The organism is Pseudomonas sp. NPDC087342 (assembly GCF_044744265.1).
Taxonomy (GTDB): domain Bacteria; phylum Pseudomonadota; class Gammaproteobacteria; order Pseudomonadales; family Pseudomonadaceae; genus Aquipseudomonas; species Aquipseudomonas nunensis.
In genome coordinates this window covers 1-24,339 of record NZ_JBIUXZ010000027.1, presented here as the reverse complement: position 1 = coordinate 24,339, position 24,339 = coordinate 1, and the positions used below count along the sequence as shown (strand labels likewise).

Below are 24,339 nucleotides of genomic sequence, written 5' to 3'. Positions count from 1 at the left end.
CCAATACGAGCCAATTGGTAAAACGGTAAAACTCACAGAGTGCGGGTCCCCAATCGGGTTTTTTTTTGGTGGGGGGGTGGCCCGCGAAGGCGATCTTGAGGACGCTTTCGCGGGCAAGCCTCGCTCCTACAGAAAAGGGCGTCATTGAGGACGCCTTCGCGGGCAAGCCTCGCTCCTACAGGAAAAGGGCGTCATTGAGGACGCCATCGCGGGCAAGCCTCGCTCCTACACTAGGGTGGGTTAGAACCCTTCCAGCACGATCTTGCCCTTGGCCTTGCCGCTCTCCAGCAGTTCATGGGCGCGGCGCAGGTTGCTCGCGTTGATGGTGCCGAAGTGCTCGCCCACTGTGGTTTTCAAGGTCCCGGCATCGATCAGCTCGGCGATACGGTTGAGCAGTTTGTGCTGCTCGATCATGTCGGCAGTCTCGAACAGCGAGCGGGTGTACATGAATTCCCAGTGCAGCGAAATGCTCTTGCGCTTGAGCTTGGTCACGTCCAGTGCCTTCGGATCATCGATCAGCGCCAGTTTGCCCTGGGGCGCCAGCGCTTCGACCAATTGATCCAGATGCCCATCGGTCTGGGTCAGGCTGGCGACGTGGGTTACGTGCTGGATGTCCGCACGCTTGAGTTCTTCGCTCAGCGGTTGGCTGTGATCGATCACCAGGTCGGCGCCCAACTCACGCACCCAACTCTGGGTCTGCGGGCGGGATGCGGTGCCGATCACCTTCAGCCCGGTCAGTTGATGAGCCAGTTGAGTCAGGATCGAACCCACGCCACCGGCCGCGCCGACGATCAGCAAACTCTGGCCTTCATCCGTGCTGCCTTCACGCACTTGCAGGCGCTCGAACAGCAATTCCCACGCGGTGATCGCGGTCAGCGGCAGCGCGGCGGCTTCGGCAAAACCGAGGGATTTCGGCATGTGCCCGACGATTCGCTCATCCACCACATGCAGTTCACTGTTGCCGCCGGCACGGGCGATGGAGCCAGCGTAGAACACTTTGTCGCCGGCCTTGAACAGCGTCACGTCGCTGCCGACAGACTTGACCACACCGGCCACGTCCCAGCCCAACACCTTGGCTGCGCCACCTTCAGGCTGGACGTTCTGCCGGACCTTGGTGTCCACCGGGTTGACCGAAATGGCTTTGACTTCCACCAGCAAGTCGCGAGGACCGGCGACCGGTTCTGGCAGTTCAATGTCTTGCAGGGATTTGGCGTCGCTGATCGGCAGGGAGGCGTAGTAGGCAATCGCTTTCATAAAGGGGCTCCGTCGTAACAAAGGAAGAAATCAGGCCAGGGTGCGCAGGCGCTTGAGCTCGAAGTGTTCGAGAAAGTCACCGGCCCTGGCGCGGAAGTTCTGGATGTGGGCGCTGTCGTCGTGGGCTTGCAGGGCTTCGTCGCTGCTCCATTGTTCGATCATGTAGAAGGCCAATGGGTTGGCGAGGTCCTGATGCAAATCGTATTGACCGCAACCGGCCTCGGCGCGGGTTGGCTCCAGCAGCGCCCGCAGGTGCTGTTCGAGGGCGTCCTGCTGGCCGGGTTTGGCGATGAGGGAGGCAATGGCGGTAAACGGCTGGGACATGTTCGACTCCTGACGCTGAGTGATTTTCGATGGGACAGATGATTGGCTATTTCCCGGCAAGATAAAACCCGCTAAAAGAGCAGTCTCTTTCAATATTTTTTTGATAATCGGGGCTGAAGATGCTGCGTTTCGATGACTTGCAGTTGTTTGTCCGGGCCGCGGACCTGGGCAGCCTGTCGGCGGCGGCACGGGTGATGGACATGTCGGCGGCGGTGGCCAGCGCGGCACTCAAGCGCATCGAACAGCAACTTGGCGCGCGGCTGTTGGCCCGCTCCACCCGCAGCCTGCGCCTGACCGCCGAAGGCGAGGGCTTCCTGGAATATGCGCGGGCGGCCCTGAGCAATCTGGATGAAGGTCGGCGTTTACTGGCCAGCGGTCAGGATCAGGTCAGCGGGATCTTGCAACTGTCGGCGCCGTCGGATTTTGGTCGCAACCTGTTGCTGCCTTGGCTGGACGAGTTCCAGCGTGAGCATCCGAAACTGACCGTGCGTTTATTGCTGGGAGATCGCATCGCCGACCTGTTTCGCCAACCGGTGGACATTGCGCTGCGTTACGGCGAGCCGGAGGATTCGAGCCTGGTGGCGTTGCCCATTGCCCCACAGAACCGTCGCGTGCTCTGCGCATCTCCCGAGTACCTGGCCCGACACGGCGAGCCACGACAACTGGAGCAACTGGCGCAGCACAATTGCCTGTTGTTCATGCTCGGCAGTCGGGTTCACGATCGGTGGAGTTTCCACGACGGCAAGCGTGAAGTCGGTTTGACGGTCAGCGGTGACCGTTTCAGCGATGACGCCGATGTCGTGCGCCTGTGGGCGGTGGCGGGAGCCGGGATCGCCTACAAGTCCTGGCTTGATGTGGGCGCCGATGTGCTGGCCGGTCGCTTGAAAGTGTTGTTGCCGGAGTTGCTCTGTGAGCGCGCACCGCTGAATTTGCTGTGCGCCCATCGCGCACAATTGAGTAAGCCGGTGAACCTTTTGCGAGAAATGCTTGCCAGCCGATGCGCGAAGTTGAGTAGTCAATTTCCGTCGTTATCGGGCACTGATCAATAGTCGCAGGCAAATAGCGAAATTTCTGTCAGGAACTATCACCACTCGCGGCCTCCCAAGGGCAGGAACCGACGGTCAACCCGCTTATACTAGCGCCCGCCTTATGCCTGCACCGTCGAACCGGCCCTGACGCGTCCACCCTCCAGTCGTCCTTGCCCAAGAGCGGGAGTGGGTTGCTCGATGGAACGCTGGGTGTGGGTGACTTGCCTGACCGGGTTCATGGCGGTTTTCACGCCTTGGCCGAGGACACATTACTGGTCAAGATGTCTGTGAGCAGTAGACGAAACGATTCAACAGGGAGTGAATACATGGAACATGCACCTTGCATCAGCCAGATCGCCACGCTGCTGGCTGACCCCAAGCGCAGCGCAATGATGTGGGCCTTGATGGATGGCTCTGCGCGGCATACCGAAGAGCTGGCCTTATTGGCCGGGCTGTCGCCGTCTTCGGCCAGTGCACACCTGGGGCGTTTGTCCGCCGGAGGTCTGTTGAAAGTCGAAGAGCGCGGGCGCAAAAGATTCTTCCGCCTGGCAGCCCCCGAAGTTGGCGCGGCAGTGGAAGCGCTGGCGAGTGCCTCCCTGGCCAGCACGCCACGGGAGATTCCGGAGACGATCAAGCGTGGCAACCTCATGGGCAAACGCCAGGCCGCACCATCGTCGCTGTTGCAGGCGCGGCTCTGCGAGGACCACTTGGGCGGCACGCTGGCGGCCGACCTGTACCAGCGATTGCTGGATGCCGGCTGGATCGAGCAGTTCGATCAGCGGGTCGTCATCACCCACAAGGGCTCCAAGCAACTGGCCAGCCGCGGGGTGTTCATCCAGGCCCTGGCCCACCGCAGCGGGCAAATTGCCTGCGCCTGCCCGGACTGGAGTGAACGCCGTCCGCACATGGGTGGTTCAGTGGGCGCGGCGTTGTTGCAGTTGTTCATGCAGTCCGGCTGGTTGACCCTGCCCAACGACTCCCGCGCCTTGCAGATCACCGCGACCGGGCAGCGAGAAGTTCACCGCTTCGCCAAGGAAGCCGAGCTGGAAATGGCGTTGTAGACGTGTAGGCGCCGACGTCTGAGGTCTCGGGCGTCGTTCAGGGTTGCGGGCAGGTCGCATTCAGCAATAACCCCCAGCCGCTATCGCGCACACTCGATCCGGGGACTTTCGGACGGGGGTGTATGGCATGGAAACACAAGGATTCAGCGCAGCAGAACGCTTGGAACGGCTGCCCATCAGCGGCTATCACCGCATCATTTTCATCATCATTGCCCTGGCGTTTTTCTTTGACTCCATGGACCTGGCAATGATGACTTTCCTGCTCGGCTCGATCAAAACCGAGTTCGGCCTGAGCAGCGCGCAGGCCGGGTTGCTGGCCAGTTCGAGCTTCTTCGGCATGGTGCTGGGGGCGTCGTTGTCCGGCATGCTCGCCGACCGCTTCGGGCGCAAACCGGTGTTCCAGTGGAGCATCGTGTTGTGGGGCATTGCCAGTTACTTGTGCTCCACGGCGCAGAACGTGGAGACCCTGACGTTGTTCCGCGTCCTGCTGGGGATCGGCATGGGCATGGAGTTTCCCATTGCGCAGTCGATGCTTTCGGAGCTGATCCCGGCCAAAAAGCGCGGGCGTTATATCGCGTTGATGGACGGGTTCTGGCCACTCGGTTTCGTCGCGGCCGGAGTGCTCTCGTACTTCCTGCTGCCGGTAATTGGCTGGCGCGACATCTTCCTGGTGTTGGCGGTACCGGCGGTATTTGTCCTGGCGATTCGCTTTTTCATTCCCGAGTCACCGCGCTGGCTCGAACAGGCCGGGCGACATGACGCGGCGGACAAGGTGTTGCTGGGCATTGAACAGCGGGTCCGCACGTCGTTGGGGCAGACGGAGTTGCCGACGCCGATTCGCTTGCCACGGGTGGCGAGTACGCCGGGTAACTTCTTTTCCGCGTTGCAGCAGATCTGGTCGCCGCGGTACCGCCAGCGCACGATGATGATCTGGAGCGTGTGGTTCTTCGCCTTGCTTGGCTTCTACGGCTTGACCTCGTGGCTCAGCGCTTTGCTGCAACAGTCGGGTTTCGCCGTGACCCAGTCGGTGTATTACACGGTGCTGATTTCCCTCGGCGGGATTCCCGGCTTCCTCATGGCTGCCTGGTTGGTGGAGCGCTGGGGGCGCAAACCGGTGTGCATCGTGACGCTGCTGGGTGGTGGGGTGATGGCGTTTCTGTATGGCCAGAGTGCGGTGTTTGGCGGCAACGTCGGCCTGTTGATCACCTCGGGCCTGCTGATGCAATTCTTCCTGTTCGGCATGTGGGCAGTGCTCTACACCTACACGCCGGAGCTGTACCCGACTTCGGCGCGGGCCACAGGCTCGGGATTTGCCTCGGCAATCGGGCGCGTCGGTTCGTTGCTCGGACCGTTGGTGACCGGGCTGGTGTTCCCGATTACCGGGCAGGGCGGGGTGTTCGCGTTGGGGGCGATGTGCTTTGCGATTGCGGCGGGGGTGGTGTGGTTGTTCGGGATGGAGACGCGGGGCAAGACGTTGGAGGAGTTGAGCGAGGTGGTTGCTGAGGTCTAGACCGCGTTATCGTTCTTCGCGGGCAAGCCTCGCTCCTACAGGTTTTACGCTTTTTTGTAGGAGCGAGGCTTGCCCGCGAAGGCGGACTTAAGGTTTCACCAACCGTGCATCCAGGCTGTTCTGCGCCAGGCGCTTGGCCTGATCCTGGGTCATGCCCAAGTCGGTATACAGCGCGTGGAAGTTCTCGGTGACGTAGCCGCCGAAGTACGCCGGATCGTCGGAGTTCACCGTGACTTTCACGCCACGTTCCAGCATGTCGAGGATGTTGTGCTGGGACATGTGATCGAACACGCAGAGCTTGGTGTTCGACAACGGGCATACGGTCAACGGGATTTGCTCGTCGATGATCCGCTGCATCAAACGCTCGTCTTCGATGGCGCGCACGCCATGGTCGATGCGCTGGATTTTCAGCAGGTCGATGGCTTCCCAGATGTACTCCGGCGGGCCTTCTTCACCGGCGTGGGCGACGGTCAGGAAGCCTTCGTGACGGGCACGATCAAACACGCGCTGGAACTTGCTCGGCGGGTGACCCATCTCCGAACTGTCCAGACCGACAGCCACAAACGCATCGCGGAACGGCAGCGCCTGGTCGAGGGTTTTCTGCGCTTCGTCTTCGCTCAAGTGGCGCAGGAAGCTCAGGATCAAACCACTAGTGATGCCCAGTTGCTGTTCGCCATCCTTTAATGCGGCGGCGATGCCGTTGAGCACGACTTCGAACGGCACGCCACGGTCGGTGTGGGTTTGCGGGTCGAAGAACGGTTCGGTGTGAATCACGTTCTGCGCCTTGCAACGCAACAGGTAAGCCCAGGTCAGGTCGTAGAAATCCTGCGAGGTGCGCAAAACGTCCGCGCCCTTGTAGTACAGGTCGAGAAACTCTTGCAGGTTGTTGAAGGCGTACGCCTTGCGCAGGGTTTCCACGTCGTCCCACGGCAGGGCGATCTTGTTGCGTTCGGCCAAGGCAAACAGCAACTCGGGCTCCAGCGAGCCTTCCAGGTGCAAGTGCAGTTCTGCCTTGGGCAGGGCGTTCAGCCAGTCGTACATGTTCGAATTCTCATCAGGTGCAATGACGGCATTCTACAGATGCTCGCCGCAACAATTGGTAAAACCTGACCAAACGGTTGATCAAACCGCTTCCGGTTCCCGTCGATAGGCGTAGGTATCGGCGAAGCGCGACAGCAGGAATTCGGCGCAGGTGGTCGCGGGGTATTTCGCCGGGTGCGCGGCATCCTGGCAACCGGGCAGGCATTCGATAGGCGTGTCCGGGTGCGGTTCGGCGAAGAATGGCATCGAGTAGCGATCCACACCCAGAGGGCTGATCACCCGGTGTGGCGTCGACAGGTAACGGTCGTTGCTCCAGCGCGCCATCATGTCGCCGAGGTTGACCACGAACGTGCCGTCGATGGGCGGCGCGTCGATCCATTCGCCGTTCACGTTGCGCACTTGCAGGCCACCGGCCGCGTCCTGGTAGAGCAGGGTGATGCAGCCGTAATCGGTGTGGGCGCCGGCGCCTTGTTGTTCTGCGGAACTGGCGGTGTGGCGCGGCGGGTAATGGATCATCCGCAGTACGCTGACGGGTTGATTGAAGCGCGTGTCGAAGAAGTCGCGCTCGATGCCGAGCGCCAGGGTCATGGCCTGCAGCAGGGTTTGGGCGAGGGCCTGCATGTCGACGTAATGCTGTTCCATCAGCGCTTCCCAACCGGGTAACGAAGGATGGCGATTGGGACCGCGCAGGGGTTTTTCTGCCAGCACGTCCGGATGATCGGCCGACAGGTGCAGGCCCATGTCGAAAGTTTCTTTCAGGTCGCTGGGTTTGCTCGGGTCCAGTTGCTCGGTGGCGATGGCGCCGTAGCCACGGTGATGTTGCGTCTGGGTGATATCGATCTTGAGCTTTTCGGCAGAGGGTAAAGCGAAGAAGCGTTGGGCGTGGTCGAGCACGGCTTCGATGCGGGCAGCGCTGATCGGGTGGCCCTTGATATAGAAAAAGCCCCAGTTGCGGCAGGCGTGATCGATTTGCGTGGCGATGGATTGCCAGGCGTTTTGATCGGTGCTGTAGAGCGGGCTGATATCGATGATAGGAAGCTGATTCATGCGCAGTCCTCAAGAACGCTGAAGATCAAATGTGGGAGCGAGCTTGCTCGCGATAGCGGTGTGTCAGGCAAAATTGATGTCGACTGACACTCCGTCATCGCGAGCAAGCTCGCTCCCACAGGGTTTTGTGTCTGGCTTGAAGGGCTACTTCGGAATATCGGCCTTCATGCCTTCAACGTAGTAGTTCATCGATGCCAGTTCCGCATTCGTCGCGCTCACGCCCGCCGGAATTTTCACTGCACCGGCCTGATCCTTGATCGGCCCGGTAAACGGATGCAGCGCACCGCTCTTGATGTCGGCAATGATCTGCTCGGCTTCGGCTTTCACCGGTGCCGGCACCAGATCGCTGATCGGCAATTCAACCGTGCCTTCCTTCAATCCGCCCCAGTAATCCTGGGATTTCCAGGTGTGGTCGAGCACGCTTTGGGTCGCCTGAATGTAATGCGGGCCCCAGTCGTTGACGATGGAGGTCAGCACCGCTTTCGGTCCGAAGTGCGCCATGTCCGAAGCGTAGCCCACCGCATACACGCCGCGACGTTCGGCAGCCTGGATCGGCGCCGGGCTGTCGGTGTGCTGGAACACCACATCCACACCTTGGTCGATCAGCGCGTTGGCGGCATCCGCCTCTTTGCCCGGATCGAACCACGAGTTGACCCACACCACCTTGATTTCGGTGCCCGGGTTGTACTTGTTCAGGGCCAGTTGAATGGCGTTGATATCGCGGATTACTTCAGGGATCGGGAACGAGGCGACGTAGCCGATTTTCTTGGTCTTGGTCATCTTCGCCGCGAGGAAACCGCCGACGTAGCGACCCTCATAGGTGCGCGCCAGGTAGGTGCCGAGGTTCTTGTCCTGCTTGTAGCCGGTGGCGTGTTCGAAGGTCACCTTGGGGAATTGCTTGGCGACTTTCAGCGTCGGGTTCATGTAGCCGAAAGACGTGGTGAAGATCAGGTCGTAGTTGTCCTTGGCCATGTTGCGGATCACCCGTTCGGCGTCGGCGCCTTCAGCAACGTTCTCCACATAATTGGTGGTGATCTGCGAACCGAATTTTTCTGCGAGCGCCTTGCGTCCCTGTTCATGCTGATACGTCCAGCCGTGGTCACCGATCGGACCGATATAGACGAAGCCGACTTTCAGCGGGTCGGCGGCACTCGCGGTCAGGCTGGCGCTCAGACCGATGGCCGCGGCAACGGCGCACAGCAGCTTCTTCAACGGACGTTTATGCATGAACTCGAACTCCATTTTGTTTTGAGGATGGCGAGGTCAATGCAAATTGCTGACCAACAGGACAACAATAAATTCGAAACCGCGTGACGGCCTTCGCGGGCAAGCCTCGCTCCTACAGGTATGCGGCGTTCTTGTAGGAGCGAGGCTTGCCCGCGAAGAGGCCCGCAAGTCCGATAAAAGTGCATGACTCAATACGGCTGCCATCCACTGGTGCGCTAAGGTGTAACGAAACGTTAGCGCCGCGCCGCAGTCAGTACCTCATCACTCTGATTTCGCTCCACTGTGCAAAAGGCCTGCAATGCTCACACTCCTCAAGCAAGAAAAATTCCTGTTGCTGGCCCTGGTCGCCGCCGTCCTCGCGTATCCGCTGGAACCGTGGATGCTGCACAACGGCCAGCCCATCGCCCTGGCCGCCGGCCTGGTGCTGATCGCCTTCATCGTTGCAGCCTCGATGCGTGTGGCCCATCACGCCGAATTGCTCGCTGAAAAAGTCGGCGATCCCTACGGCACGATGATCCTGACCCTCGCCGCCGTGCTGGTGGAAGTGGTGATCCTGGCGATCATGATGAGCAACGAAGCCTCGCCAACCCTGGTGCGCGACACGATTTACTCGGCGGTGATGCTCGACATCAACGGCATCCTCGGCCTCGCCGCGTTAATGGGCGGCATCAAGCATGGCGAACAGTCCTACAACGATGACTCCGCGCGCAGCTACAGCGTGATGATCCTCACCGCCATGGGCGTTTCGATGGTGGTGCCGGAGTTTATTCCCGAGGCCAACTGGAAGATTTATTCGGGGTTCACCATCGGCGCGATGGTCGTGCTCTACGCTTTGTTCCTGCGCATGCAGGTCGGGCCGCACAGTTACTTCTTCAGCTACAGCTACCCGGAAAAACGTCGCAAGAAAGTCCCGGAAGAAGCGCCGGAGCCGGTCAACGTGACGCGCAGTGTCGCGACGCTGGTGTTTGGCGTGGTGGTGATTGGCGCCTTGGCCGAAGTGATGTCCAAGACCCTCGATCTGGGCCTTGAAGGCACGGGCGCACCGCCGGTGATCACGGCGATTTTGGTGGCGGCGATTTCGGCGGCACCGGAGATTTTGACCGCTTTGCGTGCGGCACTGGCCAATCGCATGCAGTCGGTGGTCAACATCGCCATGGGTGCGTCGTTGTCGACGGTGATCCTGACGGTGCCGGTGATGGAAGCCATGGCGTTGTATACGGGGCAGCCATTTCAGATGGCGATGACGCCGGTGCAGACGGTGATGATTTTTCTGACGTTGATTGTCAGTGCGATCAACCTGAATGACGGGGAAACCAATGCCATCGAGGGCATGACGCATTTTGTGTTGTTTGCGACGTTTATCATGTTGTCGCTGTTGGGGCTTTAAGAGCTTCGCGGGCAAGCCTCGCTCCTACAGGTTTTGCGCCAAGCATGGGAGCGGCGCTGTACCTGTAGGAGCGAGGCTTGCCCGCGAAGGCGTCCGATCAGACGCCAGCAATCAACTGCCTAGCCGCCTGGCTGTGATCCGCAATCAACCCTTTCAGATCCAGCCCTTCAACCTGCCCATCAATCACCCGCCACTTGCCGCCGACCATCACCCGATCCGCACGATCAGCGCCGCACAGCAGCAACGCCGACACCGGATCATGGCTGCCAGAGAATCGCAGTTCATCCAGCTTGAACAACGCCAGATCCGCCTGTTTGCCCACCGCCAGCTCACCAATATCAGTACGCCCCAACAGACTCGCCGAACCCTTGGTCGCCCAACCCAGAACCAATTCCGGGGTGATCTTCTCCGCGCCGTAACGCAGACGCTGGATGTACAGCGCCTGGCGGGTTTCGAGCATCATGTTCGACGCATCGTTGGACGCCGAGCCGTCCACGCCCAAGCCCAACAACGCACCCGCCGCCGTCAGATCCAGCGTCGGACAGATGCCGGACGCCAGGCGCATGTTCGAGCTCGGGCAATGGCAGATACCGGTGCCGGCCGCGCCGAGGCGGGCGATTTCGTCCGGGTTGAAATGGATGCCGTGGGCCAGCCAGGTGCGCGGGCCGAGCCAGCCGACGCTGTCCAGATAATCCACGGTGCGCAGGCCGAAGCGTTGCAGGCAGAAGTCTTCCTCGTCGAGGGTTTCCGCGAGGTGCGTGTGCAGACGCACGTCGAGTTTGTTCGCCAGTTCGGCGCTGGCGGACATGATTTCCGGGGTCACCGAGAACGGCGAGCATGGCGCCAGGGCGATCTGGATTTGCGCGCCATCGCCACGCTCGTGGTACTCGGCGATCAAGCGCTGGCTGTCGGCGAGAATCACTTCGCCTTCCTGCACGGTTTGCTGCGGCGGCAGACCCCCGTCCTTTTCGCCGAGGCTCATGGAGCCACGGGTGAGCATGGCGCGCATGCCCAGTTCACGAACGCTTTCGACTTGTACGTCGATCGCGTTTTCCAGGCCTTCGGGAAACAGGTAATGGTGATCGGCGGCGGTGGTGCAACCGGACAGCAGCAACTCGGCCAACGCGACTTTAGTGGCGAGGGCGAGTTTTTCCGGGGTAAGGCGCGCCCAGACCGGGTACAGGGTTTTCAGCCACGGGAACAACGGCTGATTGACCACCGGCGCCCAGGCGCGGGTCAGGGTTTGATAGAAGTGGTGATGGGTGTTGATCAGGCCGGGCAGGATCACATGCTCGCGGGCATCGAAAACTTGTCCACAGGGCGTGGAAGGTTGCTGGCCAGCGGCGAGCACTTCGACGATCAAACCGTCTTGCAGCACCAGGCCGCCACGGGCATCGAGGCCATTGGCAGTGAAGATCGCAAGGGGATTTTTTAACCAGGTACGGGTCGCAGGCATGTTGGCCGGCTCCTCTGAAAGTGGGTTCAGGTTAGCCAGCTCAGTGATTACCCTGTCTGCTGATCCAGGGTCGCCGCGGGGGACGAGGTGCGAAGTTTCCTGCAAAAGAGCTTCGCGGGCAAGCCTCGCTCCTACAGGTCCGACGCATGACCTGTAGGAGCGAGGCTTGCCCGCGAAGGCGTCATATCAGGCGATACATCACCACGGAATGGTCTCACCCTTGTAGTTCACAAAATAATGCCCGCCCTTGCCGGTGAACGCGTTCACTTGGTCAACCAGCCCACGGGTGCTGGTTTCCACATCCAGATCCGCACCTTCGCCGCCCATGTCGGTCTTCACCCAGCCCGGATGCAACGACAGCACGGTGAGCTTCTGCTCGCCCAACTGAGTGACGAAGCTGTTGGTCATCGAGTTCAGCGCCGCTTTGCTGGCCTTGTACAACGCCAGTTCCGGGGCGTCCGGTACGGTGACGCTGCCCAGCCCGGAACTCATGAACGCCAGCACGCCGCTGCCATCACGAATCTGCCCGACGAAACGCTGCGCGAGGTTGATCGGCGCCACGGCGTTGGTGAAAAACAGTTGCCCGACTTCGGCCAATGTCGCGCCACCCGGTGTCTGGACTTCTGGGCCTTTGACCCCGGCATTCACGAACAGCAGGTCAAACATTTCGCCCTTGAGCTCGTGGCTCAAGGCAATGACCGCTTGCTGATCATCCATGTCAAGCTTTTCAATCCGCACCTTGCCCAGCGCTTGCAGCGCCTCGGCTTTCTGCGGGTTGCGCACGGTGGCGGTGACTTGCCAGCCGTCGGCCAGCAAGGTTTTTACCAGGCCGAGGCCAAGGCCCCGGGAGGCGCCGATGATAAGTGCGGTTTTTGCCGTGGACATGAGTGGCTTCCTTGATAAATGAGAATCACGGATTTAAGGGACAACGCTGACCTAGCCTTTGCTGCAACTCGTTGCGCAGCGTGCCGAGTTCTTCCATTCGGGTTTCAATCAGCTTGAGCTTGTCTTGCAGCAACTGCGTGACGGCGCTGTCGGGATCAGCCGATTGCCACAACGCAGCAACGCTATTACCGATCTCGCCGAGGGTAAAGCCCAGTCGCTGAGCGGTCTTGATGTACAGCACCAGTTGCACCATGTCCGCCGGATAATCGCGATAACCGTTGGCGCTGCGTTGCGCCGCGATCAACCCGCGCTGCTCGTAGAAGCGCAGCGTGTCGCGGCTGACGGCGCTGGCCTGGGCTAATTCACCGATGCGCATCATGACGTCTCGAAGTGGCTTGACCCTGGAGCATACTCCAGGCTTTAGCCTTGTTGCTCCCTGAATTTATGGAGCAACGCCGATGTGGACTTCAACGCAATATCGCCGAGTGGTGCGTGGCAGTGCCTGGTATGACTTGATCGTGACGGCGGCGTTTGTCACGCCGTGGAGTTTTGCCGCTTTGCATGGATTGCTGTCGGGTTTGAGCCAGGCGTTGAGTTTGCCCGGTGAGCTGCCGGCGTTTGAGCCGATGCATATGCTGATGGCGAATTTGTTGGGGTCGATTGTGTGTGTTTGGGCGGTGTTGCGGATTCGGGATCCGCAGCAGATTTATGGCCGGTACGATGCAGTGGGCCGGTTCCTGTTTGCGGCATGGCAGCTGTATGCGTTGGTCCACGGTGCCAGTTCTTTGTTGGTGATTTTCTTGTTCTTTGAATTGGCGTGGGGCGTGGTTCAGGTGTTGCCGGTGCGGACGCCTTCGCGGGCAAGCCTCGCTCCTACAGGTGCGGTGTAAACTTGTGGGAGCGGGCTTGCCCGCGAAGAGGCCGGGCCTGCAAACGGCTAATGCCCACCCTGCCACGGCTGCCCCAACGACACCGGCGCATACAACCGCGTGCGCAGCGCATCCCGGGACAGCAGCACCAACACCACAATGGTCGCGACATACGGCAGCATCGCCAGCAAACTCGATGGAATCGCCAGCCCCAATCCCTGCGCCACCAGGTGCAGGATGCTGGCGAGTCCAAACAGATACGCGCCAAGCAGCAATCGCCACACTCGCCAACTGGCAAACACCACCAGCGCCAACGCGATCCAGCCACGCCCGGCGCTCATGTTCTCCGCCCACATCGGCGTATACGCCAGGGACAAATACGCGCCAGCCAACCCGGCCATCGCCCCGCCAAACAACACCGCCAAGGTGCGCACACCCAACACCGGCAAGCCCATGGCACTGGCGGCATCCGGGTTTTCCCCGACGGCTTGAATGATCAACCCGACGCGGCTTTTCAAAATCACCCAAGCCACCACCGCAAACAGCACGAACGACAAATACACCAACAGATCCTGGGCAAACAGCATCCGCCCGATCAGCGGAATTTCACTCAAATACGGAATCGCCACCGGCTCAAAACCCGCCAGCGGTTTACCGACCCACGCCGCGCCAACAAAGGTCGACAAGCCCACGCCAAAGATCGTCAGCGCCAGTCCGGTAGCCACTTGATTGGCGTTGAACACCAGCGCCACCAAGGCAAACAGCGATGACAACAACATCCCTGCGAGCATCGCCAGCAACACGCCGAGCCACAGGTTGCCGCTGTTCAGCGCGACGATAAACCCGATCACCGCGCCAAACAGCATCATGCCTTCCTGGCCCAGATTGAGGACACCGCTCTTCTCGCAGATCAGCTCGCCCAGCGCCACCAGCAGCAACGGCGTACCGCAACGGACCATGGCGTAGAAAATATTGCTCAGCAGATCGATATCCATCACAACGCTCCTGCGGTTACGGCAGCGACCGGTGCACGGCGCGCCCAGCGCACATTCAAACGCGGTCGGTAGAGAATCAGCACATCACTCGCCAGCAGGAAAAACAGCATCATCCCCTGGAACAATTGGGTGATCGCTTGCGGCAGGTTCATGCTCATCTGCGCGCTCTCGCCGCCGATGTACAGCAGCGCCATCAGCAGGCTGGAAAACAGAATGCCGATGGGGTTCAGCCGTCCGAGAAACGCCACGGTGATCGCCGCGTAGCCGTAACCCGGCGAGACTTGCGGCACCAATTGACCGATCGGCCCGGTGACTTCGCAGACCCCGGCCAACCCCGCCAAACCGCCGCTGATCAACAGCGCCAGCCAGATCAGGCGCTTCTCGCGAAAGCCGACAAAACCTGCCGCGCGCTTGTCCAAACCGAGCACTTTGATCTGGAAGCCGACAAAGCTTTTCTGCAACAACACCCACACTGCGACCAGTGCGAGCAGGGCGAAAAACACCCCGGCATGCACGCGACCGTCCTCCATCAACAACGGCAAGCGACTGGCATCACCGAACATCGCCGACTCCGGGAAATTGAACCCGGCCGGGTCTTTCAACGGCCCGTGCACACAGAACAGCAGCAGGTTCAGGGCGATGTAATTGAGCATGATGCTGGTGAGGATTTCATTGGCATTGAAGCGCGTACGCAACCACGCCGTGAGCCCGGCCCACGCAGCGCCGGCGAGGGTGCCGGTGAGCAGGATCAACACCAGCGCCCAGCGACTTTGCATGTCGATGATATTCACCGCCAATGCACTGCCGGCCAGGGCGCCGAGGAGCAGTTGACCTTCGGCGCCGATGTTCCAGATTCGCGCCTGATACGCCACCGCCAGGCCCAACGCGCAGAGCAGGATCGGCAGGGCTTTGACCAGCAATTCCGAGACGCCATACAAGTCGCTGATCGGTGCGATCAGCAGCGTGTGCAACGTCAGCAATGGATCGTGCCCCAGCGCGATAAACAACAGCGAGCCGCAGCCCAACGTCAGCGCCGCCGCCAGCAACGGCGAGCACCACAACATCAGGCGCGATTGCTGGCCACGGGGTTCGAGAGAAAGCAGCATGTGAAACTCCGTTAAACCGTTGCAGAGACGGGTGATTGAGGTGCGTCGAACTGACCGGCCATCCAGCCGCCGACGTCGGTCAGCCGGGTATCGATGGTTGCCCGCAGCGGTGACAGTCGACCGCTGCACAAGGCGCCGAGGCGGTCGCCAATCTGGAACAGTTCATCGAGGTCTTCGGAGATCACCAGGATCGCCGCGCCGGCATCGCGCAAGGCAATCAGCGCGCGGTGAATGGTCGCCGCCGCACCGACGTCCACGCCCCAGGTCGGGTGCGCGGCCACCAGCAATTTCGGCTGCTGGAGGATTTCCCGGCCGAGAATGAATTTCTGCAGATTGCCGCCGGACAGGCTGCGGGCCGCCGTTTGGGTGTCGGGCGTCTTCACGCCGAAGCGGCGAATGATCTCTTCGGCCAGCGCCTCGACCTTGCCGCGCTGGATCAGCCCCTGGCTCACCAGCCCTTGTTGAAATGCAGTGAGCAGGGCGTTATCGGCCAGGCTCAGTTCTGGCACCGCGCCATGGCCCAGGCGTTCGGCCGGCACGAAAGCCAGGCCGAGTTTGCGCCGCGCATCGGGGCGCAAATGGGCGACGGCTTGCCCGGCGAAACTGATGGTTCGCGCTGCGTTGCGGTTCAGCCGTTCCTCGCCGCTAAGCAACGCCAGCAACTCATCCTGGCCGTTACCGGCAACTCCGGCGATGCCGACAATTTCGCCGCTGCGCACTTGCAGATTGAGGTCTTTGAGCGAGCAACCGAACGGGTCCGGGTTGTGCCAGGACAATCCATTCACGCTCAAAAATGCCTCGCCGCCGATGACCTTCGGGTAGTCGGTGATCAGCTCGGCCGCTTCGCCGACCATCAACCGCGCCAGTTGCTGATCCGAGCACTCAGCCGGCACGCAATGCCCGGCCACCCGACCGCCGCGCAGCACCGTGGCGCTGTGGCACAGCGCCCGGACTTCACCGAGTTTGTGGCTGATAAACAGAATGCTGCAGCCTTCGGCGGCCAGTCGGCGCAAGGTGACGAACAATTCGTCGGCTTCTTGCGGCGTCAGCACCGAGGTCGGTTCATCGAGAATCAGCAGGCGGATGTCCTGCATCAGGCAACGAATGATTTCTACGCGTTGGCGTTCGCCGATCGAGAGGCTGTGGACAAGTCGCTCCGGCTCCAGCGCCATGCCGTAGCGCTGGGACACTTCACGAGTTTTCGGTTCAAGCTGTTTCGGCGTCCCGGCCGCCGCACCCATGGCCAACGCAATGTTCTGCGCCACGCTCAAGGTTTCGAACAACGAAAAGTGCTGGAACACCATGCCGATCCCAAGCCCCCGCGCCTGGGCCGGATTGCGCATGCTTACCCTCTGCCCTTGCCAGATCACTTCCCCGGAATCGGCGTGGATGACGCCGTAGATGATCTTCATCAGTGTACTTTTGCCCGCACCGTTTTCGCCGAGCAAGGCATGGATTTCACCGGGGGCGATGCTCAAGTCGATGGCATCGTTGGCCAGGCAACCGGGGTAGCGTTTACTGATGTTGCGCAGTTGCAGGCGCGGAGCTTGATTCTGTATCGGAGCGGGGATCGGCACGGGGTTGGGCATGACTGGCTCGGGTCGATTGGAGTTATGCCTGTGGACAAAGCAATTTTCTGGCCATTGAGTCAGGAATTACGTAAAGCCATGCGGTTCAGCACGTTAGAGATGTGCATCGAACTGCTTCGCGCCTGAATCAAGCACCACTTGAGGGCAAGGTCTTTGATTCAGGCTCCGGTTTTGCTCGCAACAATTTGATCAAAAAACGAGCAGTCGGCTGCAAGCTATGCCAGATATGGGGCTGCGCCAGCCATGAACGGGTTATCCACAGGTTGCTCCACAGTATTTGTGCGCAAGCCCAACGCTCGGGCATAAGCACTGCATCGCTATCTTCTAAAGGTGATAAACCGAGCTAACTGATTGTTTTTTCGTGGATTTAGCTTTTTTGACAGCACTTTGGACGAAAAATGAACAAAGCCCGCAAAGCCGCATGACAGGAGGGTTACAGCAGGATGTGCTCAGGTTATCCACAGGCGGGTGCACAGCAGATGTGGGCAAGTGTCGGGTGTGGTGGAAAGGGTGTGTGCCCCAAAAGATCGCAGCCTTTGGCAGCTCCGACAGGGCTGCGATCTTTTGATCTTTTAGCGCTGCAACAAAATCCGCCCGCGACTCAAATCCGCGAGCTGCAATTGCAGGGTTTCAATCTGCGCTTCGCCAATTGCCAATTTCAGATCCACGCCGTTGCCGGTGAAAGATTCTTCCACCACCAAGCCGCCGAGTTCCGCCACCCGCAACTTCACCAACACCAACTCGCCAAATCCGCAGGCACAACTCACTGGCACCCGGCTGATCAACTCGACCTTGGGCGCACCTTGCAGGCACTTGTTCGCGCCGCCGCCATAAGCGCGGGCCAGGCCGCCGGTACCCAGTTGAATGCCGCCGTACCAGCGGATCACCAACACCGCGACCTGATCGCAATCCTGCGCTTCGATCGCCGCCAGAATCGGCCGGCCAGCGGTGCCGCCGGGTTCGCCGTCATCGTTGCTACGGTACTGGTCGCCAAGCTTCCAGGCCCAGCAATTGTGTGTAGCGTTCAAGTCGCTGTGTTGCTCGATGAACGCCTGGGCTTCGGCCGGGCTGCCGATCGGCCCGGCGAGGGTAATGAAGCGGCTTTTGCGAATCTCTTCGCGGTATTCGCAAAAACCGCTGAGGGTAAAAGGCATAGGGGACTTAGATAGCAGGTGTCAGGCCGCAGCCCTTGAGGATGATGCGGATCAGGTTATCACCAGCGTCTTCCATGTCTTGTTTGGTCAGCTTGGTGCGGCCGCTGACCCGGCAGATCTGGGTGGCGAAGTCGGCGTAATGCTGAGTGCTGCCCCACAACAGGAAAATCAGGTTCACCGGGTCGACCGGGTCCATTTTGCCGGCGTCGATCCAGGCTTGGAACACGGCGGCGCGACCCTGGAACCAGGCGCGGTAATCCTGGTTGAAATACTCGGTCAAACACTCGCCGCCACTGATGACTTCCATAGCGAAAATCCGCGAGGCTTGCGGCTGGCGCCGGGAGAATTCCATCTTGGCGCGGATATAGCGAGTCAGCGCCTCGGCCGGATCGTCTTCGGCCGTCAGGGTATTGAACGTGCTGTCCCACAATTCGATGATGTTGCTCAACACCGCCACGTACAGCCCAAGCTTGTTGGTGAAGTAGTAATGCAGGTTCGCCTTGGGCAACCCGGCATTCACGGCGATAGTGTTCATGCTGGTGCCTTTGAACCCGTGTCGGGCGAATTCATCTTCGGCGGCTTTGAGGATCGTCTCTTCGTTCTTTTGACGAATGCGGCTGGCAGGTTTGCCGCCGTGGGCGGGGACTTCAAAGGTCATAGGCACTTCCGAAATTGTCTGTGGGTGCAACCAGTGCGTTGATAGCGCACCCACAGGTTTCAGACAAGTCCTGAGGCAATAAAACCCTTATAGCTGCTCGATCGGCTCGCTTTTCAACGGGGTATTGGCGTCAAGCATTTGGGTTTTCGACTCGGGCAACAGCAAGCACATCAGGATCGCGGTGATACCGCCGCTGGTGATTGCCGAGTCGAACAGGTTCTGCACCAGTTTTGGCAGCAAGTGCAAAAGGCTTGGCTGCGCGGCGATACCCAGGCCGACGCCGAAGGAGGTGGCGATGATCAACATGCTGCGTCGGTCCAACGGCGCTTGGGCAAGGATGCGCACACCGGCCGCCGCGACACTGCCGAACATCACCAGGGTCGCGCCGCCGAGCACTGGTTTGGGAATCTGCTGCAACACTGCGCCAATCAGCGGAAACATCCCGAGGCAAAACAGCACGGCGCCGATGTACAGGCCGACGTAACGGCTGGCGACGCCGGTCAACTGGATCACGCCGTTGTTCTGCGCGAATGTGGTGTTGGGGAATGCACTGAAGGTCGCGGCGATCAGGCAACTGAAACCATCACCGAGTACGCCGCCCTTGAGTCGATTGATGTACGAAGGTCCGCTGATAGGCTGGCGGGCGAGCATGCAGTTGGCCGTGAGGTCGCCGACGGTTTCGATGGTGCTGATCAGATAAATCAGCGCGACCGGTAGGAAAGCGCTCCAGTCGAAGCTGAAGCCGAAGCGAAACGGGATCGGAAGACTGACCAGGGGCAAGTCAGGCAATGGCTGTGGGACCAGTTTTCCGCTGAACCATGCCGCGAGGCTGCCGAGCACCAAGCCGATGATGATGGCCGAGAGGCGAATCCACGGAGTGTTCGAGCGATTGAGCAGGACGATCGTCAACAGCACGAACACGCCTAGCGCCAGATTCCCCGGGGCGCCGAAATCCGCCGCGTTGAAACCACCACCGAGGTCAGTGATGCCCACTTTGATCAGGCTGATGCCGATCAACGTGATGACAATCCCGGTCACCAACGGTGTGATTACCCGGCGCAACTGGCCGATGAAACGGCTGAGGACGATCTGCACCACGGCGCCGAAAAAGCACACGCCGAAGATCATCGCCAGAATGTCTTCCGGGCTACCGCCGCGTTGCTTGACCAGAAAACCAGCTGACAGCACCGCGCCCAAAAACGCAAAACTGGTGCCTTGCAGGCAAATCATCCCGGCACCAATGCCGAATGGCCGGCGCGCCTGGATGAAGGTTCCTACGCCGGAGACCATCAGCGCCATGCTGATCAGGTACGGCAAATAGCTGGTCAATCCGAGTGCCGAACCGATCACCAGCGGTGGGGTGATGATGCCAACGAAACTGGCGAGCACGTGTTGCAGGGCGGCGAGGATCGCGGCGAGAGGTTTTGGACGATCGTTGAGGCCGTAGATCAGATCGCTTTGGGGTGAGGATTCTGGCTGCATGGGCGTAGGAACTCATTGCTGACGGATCAAGGTTCCCGGTGTGTTGCAAAAAACTGTCCAAGTGCTCAGGTTATTGTTTTGTTCGCGCGGCGCGGCCCAGTCTGGCCGGGCTTCTGCGTCTTTTCAGCGCGTCGCCGCCAGGCTCTCCAGAAAGCTTTCCAGCACCAAATGGGGGCGACGCCCCTTGCGCGTGACCGAAGCGAGGCTCAAGTCATAAAACCGCACGGTGGGTTTTAGCGCGCGCAATCGGCCTTGCTGCACCCAGAGGCTGGCGTAATGGTCTGGCAGGTAACCGATGTAGCGTCCGGTCAGGATCAGGAACGCCATGCCTTCGCGGTCGGACGCGCTGGCTGTGCAGTTGAGGGCCTGATAATGCGCCTGGATCTCGGCGGGCAGGCGAAAGGTCGGGGCGATGGCGTCCTGGCTGTTCAGGCGTTGATCGTCGAGTTGCTTGTCATCGACGTAAAACAACGGGTGGCCCACCGCGCAATACAGCAGCGAACGTTCGCTGTAGAGCGGTTGATATTCCAGTCCGGACAATGCGCTGGCCTGCGGCACCACACCGACGTGCAAGCGACCATCAAGCACCCCTTGTTCGACTTCATTGGGCGCGATCATGCGGATCTGGATCTGCACGTCCGGCCCGCGTTCCTTCAATTGCGCCAGCGCGTGGGTAATGCGCATGTGGGGCAGGGTGACCAGGTTGTCGGTCAGGCCAATGGTCAGCTCGCCGCGCAAGTGTTGGTGCAGGCCGTTGACCTCGGTGCGGAAACTTTCCAGCGCACTTAATAGCTGCAGCGCGGAGTGGTAAACCTCGCGGCCCTCTTCGGTCAGGGAAAACCCGGCGCGACCGCGTTGGCACAAGCGCAGGCCCAGGCGTTGTTCCAGGTCGCTCATTTGCTGGCTGATGGCCGAGCGGCCGATGCCCAATACCGATTCCGCTGCGGAGAAGCCGCCGCACTCCACCACGCTGCGGAAGATCCGTAACAGGCGAATATCAAAGTCGCTGACTTGTGCCAGCGGATCGGGGCGGCGAGTGCTCATGCTTTGGATACCAAAAGTTTAGTGAAGGTATGACTGAAGGTTACAAGAGTTGGATTTCACCAACTTTATCCCCGTGGCAATTTAGCTGCAAGAACGCTTTTGATCTCTACGCCGCTTATGCCCTGCGAGGTTTTAATCATGAACTTGCCCGAAAACGCCCCGTCTTCCCTGGCCAGCCAGCTCAAGCTCGATGCGCACTGGATGCCCTACACCGCCAATCGAAATTTCCAGCGCGATCCGCGACTGATCGTCGCCGCCGAAGGCAGTTGGCTGACAGACGACAAGGGCCGCAAGGTCTACGATTCGCTTTCTGGTCTGTGGACCTGTGGCGCCGGGCACACGCGCAAGGAAATCCAGGAAGCGGTGGCCAAGCAACTGGGCACCCTCGATTACTCGCCAGGCTTCCAGTACGGCCATCCGTTGTCGTTCCAGTTGGCTGAGAAAATCACCGACCTGACCCCGGGCAATCTGAATCACGTGTTCTTCACCGACTCGGGGTCCGAGTGCGCGGACACCGCAGTGAAAATGGTCCGTGCTTACTGGCGCCTGAAAGGCCAGGCGACCAAGACCAAAATGATCGGCCGTGCCCGTGGTTACCACGGTGTGAACATCGCCGGCACCAGCCTTGGCGGCGTGAACGGCAACCGCAAAATGTTCGGTCAGGCGATGATGGACGTCGATCACCTGCCGCACACCTTGCTGGCCAGCAACGCTTACTCCCGTGGCATGCCGAAAGAGGGCGGTATCGCCCTGGCAGATGAACTGCTCAAGCTGATCGAATTGCACGATGCTTCGAACATCGCCGCTGTCTTCGTGGAACCTATGGCCGGTTCCGCTGGCGTGCTGGTTCCGCCTGAGGGTTACCTCAAGCGTCTGCGTGAAATCTGCGATCAGCACAACATCCTGCTGGTGTTCGACGAAGTGATCACCGGTTTCGGCCGTACCGGTTCGATGTTCGGCGCCGACAGCTTCGGGGTGACCCCGGACCTGATGTGCATCGCCAAGCAAGTCACCAACGGCGCGATCCCGATGGGCGCGGTGATCGCCAGCTCCGAGATCTATCACACGTTCATGAACCAGGCGACGCCTGAGTACGCGGTGGAATTCCCTCACGGCTACACCTATTCCGCGCACCCGGTGGCCTGTGCTGCTGGCCTGGCTGCACTCGACCTGCTGCAAAAGGAAAACCTGGTGCAGAGCGTGGCTGAAGTCGCGCCGCATTTTGAGAATGCACTGCACGGTCTGAAAGGCTCGAAGAACATCATCGACATCCGCAACTACGGCTTGGCCGGTGCAATCCAGATTGCCCCGCGTGATGGCGACGCGATTGTGCGTCCGTTCGAAGCCGGTATGGCGTTGTGGAAGGCCGGGTTCTACGTGCGCTTCGGCGGCGACACCCTGCAGTTCGGGCCAACCTTCAACAGCAAGCCGCAAGATCTTGACCGTCTGTTCGATGCGGTCGGCGAAGTGCTGAACAAGATCGACTGATTTCTCCCTCTATATAAGAAGGGCGTCCGTAAACGGGCGCCTGTGAACAATTTTCTGGAGTACCGCATGAGCCTCATCCCGCATTTGATCAATGGTGAACTGGTGACTGAAGACGGTCGCACGGCTGACGTGTTCAACCCGTCGACCGGCAAGGCCATCCACAAGCTGCCGTTGGCCAGCCGCGAAACCATTCAGAAAGCTATCGACTCGGCCAAGGCTGCCTTCCCGGCCTGGCGCAACACGCCACCGGCCAAACGTGCGCAGGTGATGTTCCGCTTCAAGCAATTGCTGGAGCAGAACGAAGCACGCATCGCGCAGTTGATCAGCGAAGAACACGGCAAGACGCTGGAAGATGCGGCGGGTGAGTTGAAGCGCGGTATCGAGAACGTCGAGTTCGCGTGCGCTGCGCCGGAAATTCTCAAGGGCGAGTACAGCCGCAACGTCGGGCCGAACATTGATGCGTGGTCAGACTTCCAGCCGTTGGGTGTGGTCGCCGGTATCACACCGTTCAACTTCCCGGCGATGGTGCCGTTGTGGATGTATCCACTGGCGATCGTCTGCGGTAACTGCTTCATTCTCAAGCCGTCCGAGCGTGATCCGAGTTCTACGCTGCTGATCGCTCAGTTGTTGATCGAGGCCGGCCTGCCTAAAGGCGTGCTGAGTGTGGTGCACGGCGACAAGGCTGCGGTGGACGCATTGATTGAAGCGCCGGAAGTCAAAGCGCTGAGCTTTGTCGGTTCGACGCCGATTGCCGAATACATCTACGCCGAAGGCACCAAGCGCGGTAAACGCGTCCAGGCACTGGGCGGCGCGAAGAACCATGCGGTGCTGATGCCGGATGCGGATCTGGATAACGCGGTCAGTGCACTGATGGGCGCGGCGTATGGTTCTTGCGGCGAGCGTTGCATGGCGATCTCGGTGGCCGTGTGCGTTGGTGACCAGGTGGCGGATGCGTTGGTGGCCAAGTTGGTGCCGCAAATCAAGGCACTGAAAATCGGTGCCGGTACATCGTGTGGCCTGGACATGGGGCCGCTGGTTTCCGGTCAGGCTCGCGATAAAGTCAGTGGCTATATAGAAGACGGTGTTTCTTCTGGCGCGACCCTGGTGGTGGACGGCCGTGGTTTGAGTGTGGCGGGTCATGAGGAAGGCTTCTTCCTGGGTGGCTGCCTGTTCGATAACGTCACGCCTGAGATGCGCATCTATAAAGAAGAGATCTTTGGGCCAGTGCTGTGCGTTGTTCGCGTCAACAGCCTGGAAGAGGCGATGCAACTGATCAACGATCACGAGTATGGCAACGGCACCTGCATCTTCACCCGTGACGGGGAAGCGGCGCGGTTGTTCTGCGATGAGATTGAAGTCGGCATGGTTGGCGTTAACGTACCGTTGCCGGTGCCAGTGGCGTATCACAGCTTCGGTGGCTGGAAGCGTTCGCTGTTTGGCGACTTGCATGCATATGGTCCGGACGGCGTGCGTTTCTACACTCGTCGCAAGGCCATCACTCAGCGCTGGCCGCAACGGGCGAGCCATGAAGCTTCGCAATTCGCGTTCCCTAGCCTGTAAGTAGAAGGGCAGAAGGCCGGCTCCTTGGAGCCGGCCTTCGCGTTTTCGGGGTTTTTTGACCTATATGACAGAATTGTGAAATCAGGGGTTGACGGCAGATTCTGGAAGTCTATAATTCGCCCCACTTCCGGCGCAGTCGAAACGGAAAACTCCTTGGTAAACAAAGAGTTACGC

At 60.2% G+C, this 24,339-nt stretch carries 22 protein-coding genes; 7 read left to right on the top strand and 15 right to left on the bottom strand.

From position 1 onward, the window contains the following. Nucleotides 1–240: 240 nt before the first annotated feature. Nucleotides 241–1,254 (bottom strand): zinc-binding alcohol dehydrogenase family protein, encoded by a 1,014-nt coding sequence (locus ACIOYV_RS29200; protein ID WP_401329387.1) that lies wholly within the window; start codon nucleotides 1,252–1,254, stop codon nucleotides 241–243. Between the two features lie 30 nt (nucleotides 1,255–1,284). Further along, entirely contained in the window at nucleotides 1,285–1,578 is a 294-nt protein-coding gene (locus ACIOYV_RS29195; RefSeq protein ID WP_401329384.1) for a putative quinol monooxygenase, read from the bottom strand. Nucleotides 1,579–1,697: 119 nt separating this feature from the next. On the opposite strand from ACIOYV_RS29195, the gene ACIOYV_RS29190 reads away from it, so the two are divergent. From ACIOYV_RS29190 to ACIOYV_RS29180, 3 genes are all read left to right on the top strand, one after another. Continuing rightward, the gene (locus ACIOYV_RS29190; protein ID WP_054043975.1) at nucleotides 1,698–2,627 is read left to right on the top strand and encodes a LysR family transcriptional regulator; all 930 of its coding nucleotides are present in this window, start codon (nucleotides 1,698–1,700) and stop codon (nucleotides 2,625–2,627) included. A gap of 305 nt (nucleotides 2,628–2,932) precedes the next feature. Then, nucleotides 2,933–3,667, top strand: a complete 735-nt coding sequence (locus ACIOYV_RS29185; protein ID WP_401329380.1) for an ArsR/SmtB family transcription factor — start codon at nucleotides 2,933–2,935, stop codon at nucleotides 3,665–3,667. A gap of 127 nt (nucleotides 3,668–3,794) precedes the next feature. Next, nucleotides 3,795–5,177, top strand: coding sequence for an MFS transporter (locus tag ACIOYV_RS29180; protein WP_401329377.1), 1,383 nt, complete (start codon nucleotides 3,795–3,797; stop codon nucleotides 5,175–5,177). 87 nt (nucleotides 5,178–5,264) lie between these two features. On the opposite strand, the gene ACIOYV_RS29175 is transcribed toward ACIOYV_RS29180, so the two are convergent. The 3 genes from ACIOYV_RS29175 to ACIOYV_RS29165 all read right to left on the bottom strand — a co-directional run bounded on the left by ACIOYV_RS29175 (nucleotide 5,265) and on the right by ACIOYV_RS29165 (nucleotide 8,492). After that, the gene (locus ACIOYV_RS29175; RefSeq protein WP_054043972.1) at nucleotides 5,265–6,218 is read right to left on the bottom strand and encodes an adenosine deaminase; all 954 of its coding nucleotides are present in this window, start codon (nucleotides 6,216–6,218) and stop codon (nucleotides 5,265–5,267) included. A gap of 81 nt (nucleotides 6,219–6,299) precedes the next feature. Further along, nucleotides 6,300–7,265: an isopenicillin N synthase family dioxygenase gene (locus tag ACIOYV_RS29170; protein ID WP_401329373.1), complete on the bottom strand. Its 966-nt coding sequence runs from the start codon at nucleotides 7,263–7,265 to the stop codon at nucleotides 6,300–6,302. A 144-nt stretch (nucleotides 7,266–7,409) separates the two neighbouring features. Further along, nucleotides 7,410–8,492, bottom strand: coding sequence for a BMP family ABC transporter substrate-binding protein (locus ACIOYV_RS29165; protein WP_290027861.1), 1,083 nt, complete (start codon nucleotides 8,490–8,492; stop codon nucleotides 7,410–7,412). A gap of 298 nt (nucleotides 8,493–8,790) precedes the next feature. Here ACIOYV_RS29165 and ACIOYV_RS29160 point away from each other — a divergent pair, with 298 nt between their 5' ends. Next, nucleotides 8,791–9,879: a calcium:proton antiporter gene (locus ACIOYV_RS29160; RefSeq protein WP_401329370.1), complete on the top strand. Its 1,089-nt coding sequence runs from the start codon at nucleotides 8,791–8,793 to the stop codon at nucleotides 9,877–9,879. Between the two features lie 97 nt (nucleotides 9,880–9,976). Here the strand turns inward: ACIOYV_RS29160 and ACIOYV_RS29155 are convergent, their stop codons facing one another. The 3 genes from ACIOYV_RS29155 to ACIOYV_RS29145 all read right to left on the bottom strand — a co-directional run bounded on the left by ACIOYV_RS29155 (nucleotide 9,977) and on the right by ACIOYV_RS29145 (nucleotide 12,596). Beyond that, nucleotides 9,977–11,335: an 8-oxoguanine deaminase gene (locus ACIOYV_RS29155; protein WP_265042905.1), complete on the bottom strand. Its 1,359-nt coding sequence runs from the start codon at nucleotides 11,333–11,335 to the stop codon at nucleotides 9,977–9,979. A gap of 198 nt (nucleotides 11,336–11,533) precedes the next feature. Continuing rightward, a complete protein-coding gene (locus ACIOYV_RS29150; protein ID WP_265042906.1) occupies nucleotides 11,534–12,220 on the bottom strand; it encodes an SDR family oxidoreductase in 687 nt (228 codons plus the stop codon). 25 nt (nucleotides 12,221–12,245) lie between these two features. After that, entirely contained in the window at nucleotides 12,246–12,596 is a 351-nt protein-coding gene (locus tag ACIOYV_RS29145; RefSeq protein WP_401329485.1) for a MerR family transcriptional regulator, read from the bottom strand. An 82-nt stretch (nucleotides 12,597–12,678) separates the two neighbouring features. On the opposite strand from ACIOYV_RS29145, the gene ACIOYV_RS29140 reads away from it, so the two are divergent. Continuing rightward, on the top strand, nucleotides 12,679–13,110 hold the full coding sequence (locus tag ACIOYV_RS29140) for a hypothetical protein (protein WP_401329366.1): 432 nt from the start codon (nucleotides 12,679–12,681) through the stop codon (nucleotides 13,108–13,110). 47 nt (nucleotides 13,111–13,157) lie between these two features. On the opposite strand, the gene ACIOYV_RS29135 is transcribed toward ACIOYV_RS29140, so the two are convergent. From ACIOYV_RS29135 to ACIOYV_RS29105, 7 genes are all read right to left on the bottom strand, one after another. After that, nucleotides 13,158–14,084 carry an ABC transporter permease gene (locus ACIOYV_RS29135; RefSeq protein ID WP_163908207.1) on the bottom strand — a complete coding sequence of 309 codons (927 nt, stop codon included), beginning with the start codon at nucleotides 14,082–14,084 and terminating at the stop codon, nucleotides 13,158–13,160. Next, a complete protein-coding gene (locus tag ACIOYV_RS29130) occupies nucleotides 14,084–15,190 on the bottom strand; it encodes an ABC transporter permease (RefSeq protein ID WP_401329363.1) in 1,107 nt (368 codons plus the stop codon). Before ACIOYV_RS29130 ends, ACIOYV_RS29135 begins: the two co-directional genes overlap by 1 nt. An 11-nt stretch (nucleotides 15,191–15,201) precedes the next feature. Then, complete coding sequence (locus ACIOYV_RS29125) at nucleotides 15,202–16,779, bottom strand: ABC transporter ATP-binding protein (RefSeq protein ID WP_401329361.1); 1,578 nt, start codon at nucleotides 16,777–16,779, stop codon at nucleotides 15,202–15,204. Between the two features lie 572 nt (nucleotides 16,780–17,351). Next, nucleotides 17,352–17,933 (bottom strand): IMPACT family protein, encoded by a 582-nt coding sequence (locus tag ACIOYV_RS29120; protein WP_401329358.1) that lies wholly within the window; start codon nucleotides 17,931–17,933, stop codon nucleotides 17,352–17,354. Nucleotides 17,934–17,940: 7 nt separating this feature from the next. Further along, on the bottom strand, nucleotides 17,941–18,591 hold the full coding sequence (locus ACIOYV_RS29115) for a TetR/AcrR family transcriptional regulator (protein ID WP_401329355.1): 651 nt from the start codon (nucleotides 18,589–18,591) through the stop codon (nucleotides 17,941–17,943). Nucleotides 18,592–18,678: 87 nt separating this feature from the next. Further along, nucleotides 18,679–20,073: a uracil-xanthine permease family protein gene (locus tag ACIOYV_RS29110; RefSeq protein WP_401329352.1), complete on the bottom strand. Its 1,395-nt coding sequence runs from the start codon at nucleotides 20,071–20,073 to the stop codon at nucleotides 18,679–18,681. Between the two features lie 123 nt (nucleotides 20,074–20,196). Continuing rightward, nucleotides 20,197–21,117 (bottom strand): LysR family transcriptional regulator, encoded by a 921-nt coding sequence (locus ACIOYV_RS29105; protein ID WP_265042916.1) that lies wholly within the window; start codon nucleotides 21,115–21,117, stop codon nucleotides 20,197–20,199. Between the two features lie 138 nt (nucleotides 21,118–21,255). Between ACIOYV_RS29105 and ACIOYV_RS29100 the strand changes: the two genes are divergently transcribed. Then, on the top strand, nucleotides 21,256–22,605 hold the full coding sequence (locus ACIOYV_RS29100) for an aspartate aminotransferase family protein (RefSeq protein WP_054043957.1): 1,350 nt from the start codon (nucleotides 21,256–21,258) through the stop codon (nucleotides 22,603–22,605). 66 nt (nucleotides 22,606–22,671) lie between these two features. Next, a complete protein-coding gene (locus tag ACIOYV_RS29095; RefSeq protein WP_123598942.1) occupies nucleotides 22,672–24,165 on the top strand; it encodes a CoA-acylating methylmalonate-semialdehyde dehydrogenase in 1,494 nt (497 codons plus the stop codon). The last annotated feature ends 174 nt before the right edge of the window (nucleotides 24,166–24,339 follow it).